Annotated in this window: 11 protein-coding genes; 3 read left to right on the top strand and 8 right to left on the bottom strand. The window is 69.9% G+C overall.

Going from position 1 to position 13,080, the window contains the following annotated elements:
• Positions 1–67: 67 nt before the first annotated feature.
• The 6 genes from atuF to DK254_RS06810 form a co-directional block, all read right to left on the bottom strand.
• Complete coding sequence (gene atuF, locus DK254_RS06835) at positions 68–2,056, bottom strand: geranyl-CoA carboxylase subunit apha (RefSeq protein ID WP_109933176.1); 1,989 nt, start codon at positions 2,054–2,056, stop codon at positions 68–70.
• Between the two features lie 64 nt (positions 2,057–2,120).
• Positions 2,121–2,918, bottom strand: coding sequence for an isohexenylglutaconyl-CoA hydratase (gene atuE, locus DK254_RS06830; protein ID WP_109933175.1), 798 nt, complete (start codon positions 2,916–2,918; stop codon positions 2,121–2,123).
• 100 nt (positions 2,919–3,018) lie between these two features.
• Positions 3,019–4,179, bottom strand: coding sequence for a citronellyl-CoA dehydrogenase (gene atuD / locus DK254_RS06825; RefSeq protein ID WP_109933174.1), 1,161 nt, complete (start codon positions 4,177–4,179; stop codon positions 3,019–3,021).
• Positions 4,180–4,342: 163 nt separating this feature from the next.
• A complete protein-coding gene (atuC, locus tag DK254_RS06820) occupies positions 4,343–5,959 on the bottom strand; it encodes a geranyl-CoA carboxylase subunit beta (protein WP_109933173.1) in 1,617 nt (538 codons plus the stop codon).
• 3 nt (positions 5,960–5,962) lie between these two features.
• Entirely contained in the window at positions 5,963–6,838 is an 876-nt protein-coding gene (locus DK254_RS06815; RefSeq protein WP_109933172.1) for an SDR family oxidoreductase, read from the bottom strand.
• A gap of 17 nt (positions 6,839–6,855) precedes the next feature.
• Positions 6,856–8,670, bottom strand: a complete 1,815-nt coding sequence (locus DK254_RS06810) for an acyclic terpene utilization AtuA family protein (protein ID WP_109933171.1) — start codon at positions 8,668–8,670, stop codon at positions 6,856–6,858.
• Positions 8,671–8,892: 222 nt separating this feature from the next.
• On the opposite strand from DK254_RS06810, the gene DK254_RS06805 reads away from it, so the two are divergent.
• On the top strand, positions 8,893–9,516 hold the full coding sequence (locus DK254_RS06805; RefSeq protein ID WP_009621522.1) for a TetR/AcrR family transcriptional regulator: 624 nt from the start codon (positions 8,893–8,895) through the stop codon (positions 9,514–9,516).
• On the opposite strand, the gene DK254_RS06800 is transcribed toward DK254_RS06805, so the two are convergent.
• Together DK254_RS06800 and DK254_RS06795 are read right to left on the bottom strand one after the other, a co-directional pair.
• Positions 9,517–10,281, bottom strand: a complete 765-nt coding sequence (locus DK254_RS06800; RefSeq protein WP_109933170.1) for a CPBP family intramembrane glutamic endopeptidase — start codon at positions 10,279–10,281, stop codon at positions 9,517–9,519.
• 118 nt (positions 10,282–10,399) lie between these two features.
• Positions 10,400–10,573 carry a DUF2897 family protein gene (locus DK254_RS06795; protein WP_074979780.1) on the bottom strand — a complete coding sequence of 58 codons (174 nt, stop codon included), beginning with the start codon at positions 10,571–10,573 and terminating at the stop codon, positions 10,400–10,402.
• 179 nt (positions 10,574–10,752) lie between these two features.
• On the opposite strand from DK254_RS06795, the gene DK254_RS06790 reads away from it, so the two are divergent.
• A complete protein-coding gene (locus tag DK254_RS06790) occupies positions 10,753–12,054 on the top strand; it encodes a sensor histidine kinase (RefSeq protein WP_109933169.1) in 1,302 nt (433 codons plus the stop codon).
• Position 12,055: 1 nt separating this feature from the next.
• Positions 12,056–13,018, top strand: coding sequence for a response regulator (locus tag DK254_RS06785; RefSeq protein WP_109933168.1), 963 nt, complete (start codon positions 12,056–12,058; stop codon positions 13,016–13,018).
• Positions 13,019–13,080 lie beyond the last annotated feature (62 nt).

Genomic DNA, 13,080 nt, shown 5'->3' with positions numbered 1-13,080 from the left:
CCATCGAAAACACTGTAGCTACCGGGAAGCTCCATTCGCGAGCAAGCTCGCTCCTACGAAGAGCGTTTCAGGCCTCCTCGGCCTCGATCTCCACCAGCAACTGGCGGCTCTTGACCTGTTCGCCCTTGCTCACCTGGATGCGGCGGATAATGCCGTCGACCCCGGCCTTGAGCGGATGTTCCATCTTCATCGCCTCCAGCACGAGCAGCAGCTGGCCCTTGCTGACCCGCGCGCCCTCGCTGACCAGCACGTCGACGATGGCGCCGTCCATCGGCGCCTTGACCGTGCCGGAGGCCGCGCCGCCCTGGGCGCCGGCGGGCTCGTGGGTGACGTCGCGCAGCTCCAGGTTGCCGCCCGTGCCATACAGCCAGACGCGTTCGCCCTGGCGGTGGTGGGCGATGCGCCGGCGGATGCCGTTGATCTCCGCCACCACCCAGCGCGCGTCCATGGCGATCAGCCACAGCGCCACCACCGAGTCGCCGATGCAGGCCAGCAGCCTGGGCTGCGTACCGGGCTCCAGCACCTCCAGCTCCACCCCGTGCTTCTGCTCGCCGTCGTGCAGCTGGTAGCGCCAGGGCTCGTTGCCGGCGTTGCGCCAGCCGGCCAGGCCGCCCTGGTGCGCGCGGGCGCTGGCCGAGGCCTGGTAGAGCAGGGCGGCGGCCAGGGCCAGTTCGCCGGGTTGCGGCGCTTGCGGGCGCAGGCTCGGGTCGTTGGCGAAGTGCTCGCCGATGAACGCGGTGGTGGCGTTGCCGGCGGCGAACTCCGGGTGTTTGAGCAGGTTGGCGAGGAAGCGCTGGTTGGCCTTCACGCCCAGCAGCACGCAGTCCTCCACGGCGCGCACCAGCTTGCGCCGGGCCTCGTCGCGGGTGGCGCCGTAGGCGATCACCTTGGCCAGCATGGGGTCGTAGAAGGGCGTCACCGCCCGGCCTTCCACCAGACCGTGGTCGATGCGGATGCCGTCCTGCACCTGCGGCTCCCAGCGCAGCACCTCGCCGGTTTGCGGCAGGAAGCCGTTGCCGGCGTCCTCGGCGTACAGGCGCACCTCGATGGCGTGGCCGCGCAGCGCGATGTCCTCCTGCTTCAGCGGCAGCGGCTGGCCTTCGGCCACGCGGATCTGCCAGGCCACCAGGTCCTGGCCGGTGACCAGTTCGGTGACCGGGTGCTCGACCTGCAGGCGGGTGTTCATTTCCAGGAAGTAGAAAGCGCCGCTGGTGTCCAGCAGGAACTCCACGGTGCCGGCGCCGACGTAGTTCACCCGCGCCGCCGCCTTCACCGCCGCCTCGCCCATGGCCTGGCGCAGCTCCGGGGTGAGCACCGGGCAGGGCGCTTCCTCGATGACCTTCTGGTGGCGGCGCTGCACCGAGCAGTCGCGCTCGCCGAGGTGGACCAGGTTGCCGTGGTGGTCGCCGAACACCTGGATTTCCACGTGGCGCGGGCGGATCACCGCCTTCTCCAGGATCAGTTCGTCGCTGCCGAAGGCGTTCAGCGCTTCCGAGCGCGCGGTGCGCAGTTGCGCGGCCAGCTCGTCGGCCGCCTGCACCAGGCGCATGCCGCGGCCGCCGCCGCCGGCGCTGGCCTTGATCATCAGCGGGTAGCCGATGCGCCCGGCCTCGCGGGCCAGGCTCGCGTCGTCCTGCTCGGCGCCCTCGTAGCCGGGGATGCAGGGCACGCCGGCTTCGAGCATGGCCAGCTTGGACAGGCGCTTGCTGCCCATCAGGTGGATGGCCTCGACGCTCGGGCCGATGAAGACGATGCCGGCGGCCTCGCAGGCGCGGGCGAACTCGGCGTTCTCCGAGAGGAAGCCGTAGCCGGGGTGCACCGCGTCGGCGCCGGTGCGCCGCGCGGCATCGAGGATGGCCGCGGCCTTCAGGTAGGACTGGCCGACCGGCGCCGGACCGATGCACAGGGCCTCGTCGGCCAGTTGCACGTGGCGCGCCTCGGCGTCGGCCTCGCTGTACACCGCCACCGTGCGGTAGCCCAGGGCCTGGGCGGTGCGGATCACCCGGCAGGCGATCTCGCCACGGTTGGCGATGAGGATCTTGTCGAAGCTGGGCATGCTGGTTTCCCTCTCCCCAACCCTCTCCCTGAAGGGAGAGGGGGCTGTCTGCTGCGGCCGGCGGCTACTGCGCCCACTGCGGTTTGCGTTTCTGCACGAAGGCCATGGTGCCTTCGGCGCCTTCCGCGCCGGTCACGGCGGCGGCGAACTGTCTTGCGGCGTCGTCCAGCAGCGGGCCCAGGGCCTGGGTCTCGGTGGCCAGCAGCAGCGCCTTGGTCTGCGCGTTGGCGCCGGGGGCGCAGCGGCGCACCTGTTCCAGGCATTGCGCCAGGCGCTGGCCGAGGGCGTCGGCATCGGCCTCGCTGAAGTGCACCAGGCCCAGGCGCAGCGCCTCGCGGCCGTCGAAGCGGGCGGCGGTGAGCGCCAGGCGGCGGGCCTGGGTCAGGCCGATGCGCTTGACCACGAAGGGCGCGATCTGCGCCGGCAGCACGCCGAGGCTGGTTTCCGGCAGGCCGAACTGGGCGCCGTCGGCGGCGAGGGCGATGTCCGACACGCAGGCCAGGCCGAAGCCGCCGCCGAGCACCGCGCCTTCCAGCACCGCCACCAGCACCTGCGGCTGTGCCTGGGCTTCCTCCAGCAGGGCGCCGAAGGCGCGGTTCAGCGCAGCGTAGGCATCGGGCCCGGCGGCGCGGGCGCCGGCCATGTCCTTGATGTCGCCGCCGGCGCAGAAGTGCCCGCCGGCGCCGCGCAGGACGATGGCGCGCACCTCGCGGTCATCGCGCACGGCGGCCAGCACCGCGCGCAGTTCCCCGACCATGGCCAGGCTCATGGCGTTGCGACTGTCCGGGCGGTCGAGGGTGACGTGCAGCACGCCGCCATCGCGCTCCAGCAGCAGGGTTTCGCAGTTCGGCAATTCGCTCATGCCGGATTCCTCATAGACGATGCTTCAGGCGACAGGCTTCAGGCTTCAGGCCAGAGCGACACATCGCCTGCCGCCTGTAGCCTGCCGCCTGCAGCCGCTCCTAACCCTTCTTCTTGCCCGGCAGAGTACCCATCAACTTGCAGATGATGCCGAGCATGATCTCGTCGGCACCGCCGCCGATGGACACCAGGCGGGTGTCGCGGTAGGCGCGGGAGACCGGGTTCTCCCACATGAAGCCCTGGCCGCCCCAGTACTGCAGGCAGGCGTCGGTGACCTCGCGGGCCAGGCGGCCGACCTTGAGCTTGGCCATGGAGGCCAGGCGGGTGACGTCCTTGCCGCGGATGTACTGCTCGGTGGCCTGGTAGGTGAGGGCGCGCAGGCACTCGATCTCGGTCATCAGCTCGGCCATGCGGAAGTGGATGACCTGGTTGTCGATCAGCGCCTGGCCGAAGGTCTTGCGCTGCTTGCAGTAGTCGATGGTGGCGTTGACGCAGTACTCCAGGCCCTTGATCCCGCTGGCGGCGCCGAACAGGCGTTCTTCCTGGAACTGCAGCATCTGCATCATGAAGCCCGCGCCCTCGGCGCCGATGCGGTAGCGCTGCGGCACGCGCACGTCGTCGAAGAACACCTGGGCGGTCTCCGAGCTGCGCATGCCGAGCTTGTCCAGGTGCGGGCTGACGCTGATGCCCTTGCTCTTCATCGGCACCATGATCAGCGACTTGTTGACGTGGGGCTTGTCGTCGGAGGTGTTGGCCAGCAGGCAGATGAAGTCGGCCGAGGGCGAGTTGGTGATCCACATCTTGCTGCCGTTGATCACGTAGTCGTCGCCGTCCTTGCGCGCGGTGGTCTTCAGGCCCGCCACGTCGGAACCGGCGCCGACCTCGGAGACGCCGATGCAGCCGACCATCTCGCCGGCGATGGCCGGGCGCAGGAATTCCTCGCGCAGCTCGTCGGAGCCGAAGCGCGCCAGGGCCGGGGTGCACATGTCGGTCTGCACGCCGATGGACATGGGCACGCCGCCGCAGTGGATGGTGCCGAACTCCTCGGCGGCGACCACCGAGTAGCTGTAGTCCAGGCCCATGCCGCCGAACTTCTCCGGCTTGGAGATGCCCAGCAGGCCGAGGGCGCCGGCCTTCCTGAACACTTCGTGGATGGGGAAGCGGCCGTCCTTCTCCCACTGGTCGACGTAGGGGTTGATCTCCCTGTCGACGAAGTTGCGGACGGTGCGGCGGAGTTCTTCGTGTTCCTGGGTGAAGAGCATTTGTTGTTTTCCTCCTGAGCCTTGGGTGTTCACTTCCCCTTTCCCTCTCCCCAACCCTCTCCCTGAAGGGAGAGGGGGCTGTTCGGAGCGGGCGGGAAGTTCGCTTTACGCCGGATCGCTTTGGCTCCCTCTCCCGCAAGCGGGAGAGGGAGCCCCTATCAGGTCAGAACCTCGCTACCCCGAAACTGTTGCCCTTGAGCGGCCGTACCGCCGCCTCCGCGCAGATGTCCAGCAGGTAGCCCAGCAGCCGGCGGCTGTCGCGCGGGTCGATCAACCCGTCGTCCCACAGGCTGGCGGTGCCGTAGAGCGCGGTGGACTGGGCGTCGAGCTTCTGCGCGGTCATCTGTTCGAGCATGTCGAGCATCTTCGCGTCGGCCTGCTTGCCCTCCTTGGCGTGCTTTTCCTCGGTGACGATGCGCAGCACCTTGCCGGCCTGGGCGCCGCCCATGACCGCGGTGCGGCTGTTGGGCCAGGCGAAGATGAAGCGCGGGTCCAGGCCGCGGCCGCACATGGCGTAGTTGCCGGCGCCGTAGGAGCCGCCGACCACCAGGGTGAGCTTGGGCACGGTGGCGTTGGCCACCGCCTGGATCATCTTCGAGCCGTGCTTGATCACGCCCAGGCGCTCGGACTCGGTGCCGACCATGAAGCCGGTGGTGTTGTGCAGGAACAGGATGGGCGTGTTGCTCTGCTCGCACAGCTGGATGAACTGCGCCGCCTTGGCCGCGCCCTGCGGGGTGATGGGGCCGTTGTTGCCGATCAGGCCGCAGGCGTGGCCCTCGATGTGCAGGTGGCCGCACACCGTCTGGGCGTCGTATTCGTTCTTGAAGTCGAGGAAGCGCGAACCGTCGGCGATGCGCGCGACGATCTCGCGCACGTCGTAGGGCTTCCTGGCATCGGCCGGGACCACGCCCAGCAGTTCCTCGGCCGGGTACAGCGGCTCGTCCCAGTGCCGCGCCGCGCGGGCCGGCAGCTGGGCGTTCCACGGCAGCGCAGCGAGGATCTCGCGGGCCAGGCGCACGCCGTCGGCGTCGTTCTCCGCCAGGTACTCGGCGGTGCCGGCGACCTGGGCGTGCAGTTCGGCGCCGCCCAGTTCCTCGTCGGTGGCTATTTCGCCGGTGGCGGCCTTGAGCAGCGGCGGGCCGGCGAGGAACATCTTGGCCTTGCCGCGCACCACCACCACGTAGTCCGACAACCCCGGCTGGTAGGCGCCGCCGGCGGTGCTGGAGCCGTGCACGACCGTGACCTGCGGGATGCCGGCGGCCGACAGCCGCGCCTGGTTGGCGAAGCCGCGGGCGCCCTCGACGAAGATGTCCGCCGCGTAGTTGAGGTTGGCGCCGCCGCTCTCGGTCAGGGCGATGAGCGGTAGCTTGTTCTCCAGCGCCACCTGCTGCAGGCGCAGGGTCTTCTTCAGCCCGGTGGGGGAGATGGTGCCGCCCTTGATCGCGCTGTTGCTGGCGCTGACCAGGCAGCGCACCCCGGCGACGTAGCCGATGCCGGAGATGATGCCGCCGCCGGCCTGGGTGCCGTCCTTGTCGTCGTGCAGCTTGTAGCCGGCCAGGGAGCAGAGTTCGAGGAAGGGCGCGCCGGGGTCGAGCAGCAGGTTCAGGCGCTCGCGCGGCAGCAGCTGGCCGCGCTTGTCGAACTTGGGCCTGGCCTCGGCGGCCTTGTCCAGCACCTGCTGCTCCAGGTCGCGGAAGCTGGCCACGGCGGCCAGCATGGCCTGGCGGTTGCGGGCGAAGTCCTCGCCCTGGGTGTCGATTTCCGACTGGATCACCGGCATGGCTTACTCCTGGTCCTTCAGCACGTCGGGCAGGTAGGCGCGGTGGAAGCCGTTGTAGGAACGGCTCTGCCCCGGCTTGCCCTTGGCCAGCGGGAAGGCGCGGCTGCCCTGGCTGGCGGCGCCGTCGATGCGGATGGTGTTGCCGCTGATGAAGGCGGCGCCGGGGGAGAGCAGGAAGACGATGGCCGAGGCCACTTCCGATTCGGTGCCGATGCGCTTGAGCGGCACGTGTTCGCGCAGGGTCGGGATCACCGCCTTGAAGGCGCCCTCGTAGGTGTCCATGCCGCTGGAGGCGATCCAGCCCGGCGCCACGGCGTTGACCCGCACCCCGGCGTGACCCCACTCCACGGCGGCGGTCTTGGTGAAGTTCTCCATGCCCGCGCGGGCGGCGCCGGAGTGGCCCATGCCGGGCATGCCGCCCCACATGTCGGCGAGCATGTTGACGATGCCGCCGCCGGTCTTGCTCATGCTCTGGTTGAACACCTCGCGGGCCATGAGGAAGCCGCCCACCAGGTTGGTGCGCACCACCGCCTCGAAGCCCTTGAGGTTGATCGAGGCGAGCGGCGCGGGGTACTGGCCGCCGGCGTTGTTGACCAGGTGGTGGATCGGCCCGCGCTCGGCGAGCACCTGCGCCACCAGCGCCTTCACCGCCTCCTCGTCGCGGATGTCGCAGCTGTGCCAGCTGGCGCTGCCGCCGTCCTCGGCGATCTCGCCGGCGGTCTTCTCCAGCTTCTCGGCCTTGCGCCCGACCAGCACCACGTGGGCGCCCAGGGCCGCCAGTTCATGGGCGGTGCAACGGCCGATGCCGCTGCCGCCACCGGTGACGATTGCAGTCTGGCCGGCGAACAGGCCGGGCTTGAAGATCGAGTCGTATGCCATTGTTTTTGTCGTCCTGCTCAAGCGTTCGCTCTTTTCATAGAAGAGCTGAGTTCATCGGCGATGTGCTGCGGCACCGCCACCGGGAATTCCAGCAGTTGCTGGGCGAAGGCCTTGCCCTGCGGGTCGATGCGCAGGCTGGCCACGCCGCCGCCGCCCAGGGCGTGCTCCAGCAGGAAGTTCAGGCTGTGCGTGCCGGGCAGGTACCAGCGGCTGGCGCGGCCCAGCTGCGGGTCCAGCACGTGCTGCATCCACTCGGCCACCGCGCCTTCGCTCAGGGCCTCGGCGATCCACGGCAGGTATTCGGGCTGGCGCGCCATCACGCCGATGTTGCTGTGGTCGCCCTTGTCGCCGGAGCGCGCCACCGCCAGCTTCACCAGCGCCACGCTGGCCGTGGCCTGGCCGCTGGCGGCGGGGGCCTGCGCGGCTTCGGCCAGGTTCGCCGGGTCGAAGTGTTCCAGTTGCGGCAGGGCCACGGCGTGGCTGGCCTCGCCAATGTGCACCGCCAGTTGGCAGCGGGCCTTGTCTACCAGGAAGGAGAACAGGCGGATCACCGGGTACACCGTGGGCCGCCCGCCGACGATGCCGGTCAGGCCCGGGGCCATGCCGGTGGCGGCCTGGGCGATCTCGCGGGAGAACAGCGCCAGCGCCTCCTTGCGGGCGTGGCGCACGGCGAGCTTCACGACGATCTCGCGGCTGTCCTGGCGCCGGCCGTGGGGGCCGTAGGTGGCCTCGCTGCCCAGCAGCTCGATGCTGGTTTCGCGGTAGGGGCCCCAGCCGCGTTCGGCGAACATCTCCTCGGTCCTGGCGATGATCGCCCGGCTCACCCGCTCGGCCTTCTTCACCGCGTCGATGCCGGCGATCAGGCAACTGGCGGTGCAGCGGAAGCCGTCGGGGTAGGTGGCGCTGACCTTGTACTGGCCGGTGGGCGGCAGGCCGCGGGCGCCGCTGACGGCGACGCGGTCGGGGCCGGCCTGTTGCAGGCGCACCCGGGTGAAGTCGCAGACCACGTCCGGCAGCAGGTAGGCGCGCGGGTCGCCGATCTCGTAGAGCACCTGCTCGCCGACGCTGAGCGGCGTGACCAGGCCGCCCGTGCCCTGCGGCTTGGTGACGACGAAGTCGCCGCTGGCCTGCACTTCGACGATGGGGAAGCCGATGTGCTCGTAGTCCGGCACGCTTTCCCAGTCGGTGAAGTTGCCGCCAGTGCACTGCGCGCCGCATTCGATGATGTGCCCGGCCAGGGCGGCCTGGGCCAGCCTGTCGAAGTCGTTCCAGGCCCAGCCGAACTCGTGCACCAGGGCGGCGCTGACCACCGCGCTGTCCACCACGCGGCCGGTGATCACGATGTCCGCGCCCCGGGCCAGCGCCTCGACTATGCCGGGCGCGCCCAGGTAGGCGTTCATCGACACGCACAGCGGCGGCAGCGGGGCGCCGCTGAACATTTCCACGGCGCCGGCCTTGGCCAGTTCGCTGGCCTGGGGCAGCAGGTTGTCGCCTTCCAGCACGGCGATCTTCAGGTTCACCCCGGCTTTCTCGCAGGCGGCCTGCAACGCCCTGGCACAGGCCTGCGGGTTGACCCCGCCGGCATTGCTGATGACGCGGATGCGCTTGCCGGCGATCTCCCCCAGCAGCGGCGCCAGCACCTCGACGAAGTCGGTGGCGTAGCCCGCCTCGGGGTTCTTCAGGCGCGCCCCGGCCATGATCGACAGGGTGATTTCAGCCAGGTAGTCGAACACCAGGTAGTCCAGCTCCGCGCCCTTCACCAACTGGGCGGCGGCGCTGCAGGTGTCGCCCCAGAAAGCCGAGGCGCAGCCGATGCGTACGGTCTTGGTCATTGTTCTGCCCGTAACGGTCGAGAGGTGTTCCGACATTACCAAGCAAGCGCTTGGTTGAAAAGAGGGCGTAACCGCCAGACAACCCAACCAAGTGATGGCCAAGCGCTTGCTTGGTTGCCCTCGCAGGCATACATTTCACCTGTATGCACAAGTACTTGCGTGGCGATCATGAAATCGCCCTGAACAGCGGTGGCCGGATGGCGGACGAGGGGAGAGCAGAGCGTGGATGACCAGAAAGCGCGCGAAGTGATGCTGGAGCTGGTGGCGAACGGGCAGGTGACGGACCCGGAGAGCGCCCGCGGCAAGCTGCTGCAGACCGCCGCCCACCTGTTCCGCGCCAAGGGCTACGAGCGCACCACGGTGCGCGACCTGGCCGGCGCCGTGGGCATCCAGTCCGGCAGCATCTTCCACCACTTCAAGAGCAAGGACGAGATCCTGCGCTCGGTGATGGAGGAGACCATCCTCTACAACACCGCGCTGATGCGCGCCGCCCTGGCCGATGCCGAGGACCTGCGCGAGCGCCTGCTGGCGCTGATCCGCTGCGAGCTGCAATCGATCATGGGCGGCACCGGCGAAGCCATGGCGGTGCTGGTCTACGAATGGCGCTCGCTGTCGCCGGAGGGCCAGGCCTACATCCTCGGCCTGCGCGACATCTACGAGCAGATGTGGCTGGACGTGCTCGGCGAGGCGCGCGCCGCCGGCTACTGCGAGGGCGACCCGTTCATCCTGCGGCGTTTCCTCACCGGCGCGCTGTCCTGGACCATGACCTGGTTCCGCCAGGACGGCAGCATGACCCTCGACGACCTGGCCGAGCAGGCCCTGCTGCTGGTCTACAAGGCCGCCTGATCAGCCCAGGCCCAGGTGCAGCGGGTAGCTCAGCAGCAACAGGTGCACGCTGTTGACCACCCCGTGCAGCAGGATGGGCACCAGCATGCGCCCGCTGAAGTGCAGCGCCAGGCCGTAGCCGAGCCCGGCGACGCCGGCCACCACGGCGAACTGGCCGCTGAAGGGCAGGTGCGCCAGGCCGAACAGCAGGCTGGCGAGGATGATCCCGGCGGGCGCGCCCAGGCGCTCCACCAGCGAGGTCTGCAGCAGGCCGCGGAAGATCAGTTCCTCGGTCAGGGCGATCACCGCGAAATTCACCAGCAGCCAGATCCACAGGCCGTCCGGCCATTTCGGCCGCCACACCACCAGGCCCGAGGCGGTCGCCAGCAGCGGCACGGCGAACAGGGTGGCGACCACGGCGATGCCGGCGTAGTCCGGCGAAGCGCCCGCCAGGGGCGGGCGGCGCAGCCACCAGGCCAGCAGGGTGACGCCCACCAGCGCCTTGTCCCAGGACAGGCGCAGCGCGTAGGCCGGTGCATCGGCGGAAAGTTGCCGCGGCGGCCACAGCGTCCACGACTGGGTGCCGGGCAGCAGGTGCGCGGCGAGGGCGAAGCTCGCCAGCAGGCACAGCGGCCACCAGAGCAGCCAGGGCAGGCGCTGTTCGCCATAGAGTGTCCAGGCGACGAAGACCGCGCCTATCAATAGCCCCAGGGGTTGGACGAATCCGAGGGCGAAACCGCCGAGCAGGAGCAACCCTGGCAGCAGCGGGAGTAGCTTCCTGAGCATCGTGTCCTCCATCCACCGGCCGCAGTCTAGGCAATTCGCCCAGCCTGATCCATGCCCGCGGCGGGGAATGGCGGAAATGCCCCCGGGCGCGGGGGCTGTCGGCAACGGCTACCGGCGCTCAGCGCTTGTCGTCGCGGGCGTCCTGGGCGTCCATCTCGGCATTGCGCTGGTGGATGCGCTTGAGCTGTTCCTCGGTCAGCGGCAGCTTGCGGGCGCTGTCGCGCAGCAGCAACAGGCCGCCGAGGATGGAGCCCAGGGCGAGGACGATGATCAACCAGGCGTACCAGGGCATGGTGTTCTCCTTGGGGATGCAGGCTTCCACCATAACCCCGCGCGGTCGGCTTGTCAGTGAGCGTGCTTGTTGCCGGCGTATGACGCCGAGGTGAAGGATGCGTGGCGCGCGACCGCTGTCACATGATGGCAATCTGGACCTGATTGACTGGCGTGCATTTCAGCCAGCGGAGTCCGCCGATGACCACCAGCGCCCTGCACGAACTGCTGCGAGCCGTGGAGCCGCTGCAGGCGCAGATGAGCTTAAGCGACGTCGCCGACCGCCTGCTCACCGCCGAGCACCGCGCCTTCCTCTCGCTGCCGGTGGTGGACGGGCAGGGCCGCCCGCTGGGGCTGATCAGCCGCTACACGCTGCAGGACATCTTCATGCAGCGCTTCGGCCGCGACCTCTGGGGCCGCCGCCCGGTCAGCGAGATGATGAACGCCAGCCCGCTGCGGGTGGACATCGAGTGGAGCCTGGAGCAGGCGGCGCAGCAGGTCACCGCCCAGCTCAGGTACCCCATCACCGAGGACTTCATCCTGGTCGACGGCGCGGGCGCCTACCTGGGCCTGGGCACCGTGCTCGACCTGCTCAAGGCCATGGAGGCGCGTATCGCCCAGCGCAACCGCGTGCTGCACAAGGCCCTGGTCGATCTCAGGGAGTCCCAGGCGCAACTGGTGCAGTCGGAGAAGATGGCCTCCCTGGGCCAGATGGTCGCCGGTGTCGCCCACGAGCTGAACACCCCGCTGGGCTACGTGCGCAACAACCTCGAGCTGATCCGCGAGCAACTCCTGCCGCTGCTGCAGCTGGCCGAGAGCCAGGCCGAGCTGGTGGACTGCCTGGGCGATGCGGCCTGCGACGAGGCGCGTCTGGCCCGGGCCCTGCAGGCCGCCGGGCGGGTGCGCGGGGAAGCCGCCCTGGAGCCGTTGCTGGGGGACCTCGACCAGTTGTTCGGCGACACCACCTACGGCCTGGCGCAGATCGGCGAGCTGGTCGGCGGGCTCAAGGACTTCGCCCGCCTGGACCGCGCCATGAGCGAGGAGGTGGACCTTAACGAGTGCGTGAAGAGCGCGCTGCTGATCGCCCGCAACAGCATCAAGGACAAGGCCGAGATCATCCGCCAGCTCGGCGAGCTGCCGCGCATCGCCTGCGCGCCCTCGCAGATCAACCAGGTGCTGCTCAACCTGTTCACCAACGCCGCCCAGGCCATGGACGGCCACGGCCACATCCATGTCAGGACCTGGGCCGACGAGGCGGCGGTGTACGTCTCGGTGCAGGACAACGGCAAGGGCATGCCCGCCGAGGTGATGGCGCGCATCTTCGACCCCTTCTTCACCACCAAGCCGCCGGGCCAGGGCACCGGCCTGGGCCTGTCGATCAGCTACAAGATCGTCCAGGACCACGGCGGCAACATCCGCGTCGCCTCCGAGCCGGGGCGCGGCACACGATTCCTCATCCGCCTGCCACGCGCGCAGGCCAGCGACCTGAAACGGAGTGCCTGACATGACCCAGCCGCTCAAGGCCCTGCCGCAGTCCGGCCAGGCCCGGCCCACCGGCCTGACCCGCATCCTCTTCGTCGACGACGAGGAACGCATCCTGCGCAGCCTGGCCATGCAGTTCCGCCGGCACTACGAGGTGCTCACCGAGAGCGACCCGCGGCGCGCCCTGGAGCGCCTGCGCAGCGAGCCGGTGCAGATCCTCGTCAGCGACCAGCGCATGCCGCAGATGAGCGGCGCCGAGCTGCTGGCCCGGGCCCGCGAGATCGCCCCGGACTGCCTGCGCATCCTGCTCACCGGCTACTCCGACCTGGACGCTGCGGTGGAGGCGCTGAACGACGGCGGCATCTTCCGCTACCTGACCAAGCCCTGGGACCCGCAGGAAATGGCCTTCACCCTGCGCCAGGCGGCGGAGATCGCCGGGCGCCAGGCGGGCGCCGCGCCCGACCTGCAGGCCATCAGCCGGCTGGCCGCGCCGCTCAACGTGCTGCTGCTGGACGACGACGCCGACGCCCTGGCCTGCGTCGGCGACTTCTGCGCCGCCGGCAACCACCAGTTGCACCGCGCGCGCAACCTGGCCGAGGCGCTGCTGCGGCTCAACGCCGAGCCCATCGACATCCTGGTCAGCGACCTGAAGCTCGCCGGCGAGGACACCGCGCCGCTGCTCAAGTCCCTGGCCCAGGCCCACCCGCGCCTGCTCAGCCTGGTGGTCACGCCGTTCCGCGACACCCAGGACCTGCTGGCGCTGATCAACCAGGCGCAGATCTTCCGCTACCTGCCCAAGCCGATCCGCCGCGGCCTGTTCGAGAAGGGCCTGAAGGCCGCCGCCGAGCAGGCCCAGCTGTGGCGCAGCCAACCGCAACTGGCGGTGCCGCGCCAGGCCGAGGCGCCGCGCGAGGAACGCGAGCGGGAGAAGGTCGGCAGCCTGCTGGGCATGCTCGGCCGCCTGCGCGAGCGCCTGAGCGTGTGAGGCGGGCAGCGCGTCGCCGGAGGCTGCCGGCGGCGGCGCTTTCTGCGACAATGCGCGGCGTT

This window comes from Pseudomonas sp. RW407, from assembly GCF_003176655.1.
Taxonomy (GTDB): domain Bacteria; phylum Pseudomonadota; class Gammaproteobacteria; order Pseudomonadales; family Pseudomonadaceae; genus Pseudomonas; species Pseudomonas delhiensis.
Note: the sequence above shows the minus strand (reverse complement) of the source record. Positions and strands in the feature narration are given on the sequence as shown.

Bases quoted from the DNA above. Each gene is read 5' to 3' on its own strand.
- atuF (WP_109933176.1), bottom strand. From the start codon at position 2,056: ATGCCCAGCTTCGACAAGATCCTCATCGCCAACCGTGGCGAGATCGCC.
- atuE (WP_109933175.1), bottom strand. From the start codon at position 2,918: ATGAGCGAATTGCCGAACTGCGAAACCCTGCTGCTGGAGCGCGATGGC.
- atuD (WP_109933174.1), bottom strand. From the start codon at position 4,179: ATGCTCTTCACCCAGGAACACGAAGAACTCCGCCGCACCGTCCGCAAC.
- atuC (WP_109933173.1), bottom strand. From the start codon at position 5,959: ATGCCGGTGATCCAGTCGGAAATCGACACCCAGGGCGAGGACTTCGCC.
- DK254_RS06815 (WP_109933172.1), bottom strand. From the start codon at position 6,838: ATGGCATACGACTCGATCTTCAAGCCCGGCCTGTTCGCCGGCCAGACT.
- DK254_RS06810 (WP_109933171.1), bottom strand. From the start codon at position 8,670: ATGACCAAGACCGTACGCATCGGCTGCGCCTCGGCTTTCTGGGGCGAC.
- DK254_RS06800 (WP_109933170.1), bottom strand. From the start codon at position 10,281: ATGCTCAGGAAGCTACTCCCGCTGCTGCCAGGGTTGCTCCTGCTCGGC.
- DK254_RS06795 (WP_074979780.1), bottom strand. From the start codon at position 10,573: ATGCCCTGGTACGCCTGGTTGATCATCGTCCTCGCCCTGGGCTCCATC.
- DK254_RS06790 (WP_109933169.1), top strand. From the start codon at position 10,753: ATGACCACCAGCGCCCTGCACGAACTGCTGCGAGCCGTGGAGCCGCTG.
- DK254_RS06785 (WP_109933168.1), top strand. From the start codon at position 12,056: ATGACCCAGCCGCTCAAGGCCCTGCCGCAGTCCGGCCAGGCCCGGCCC.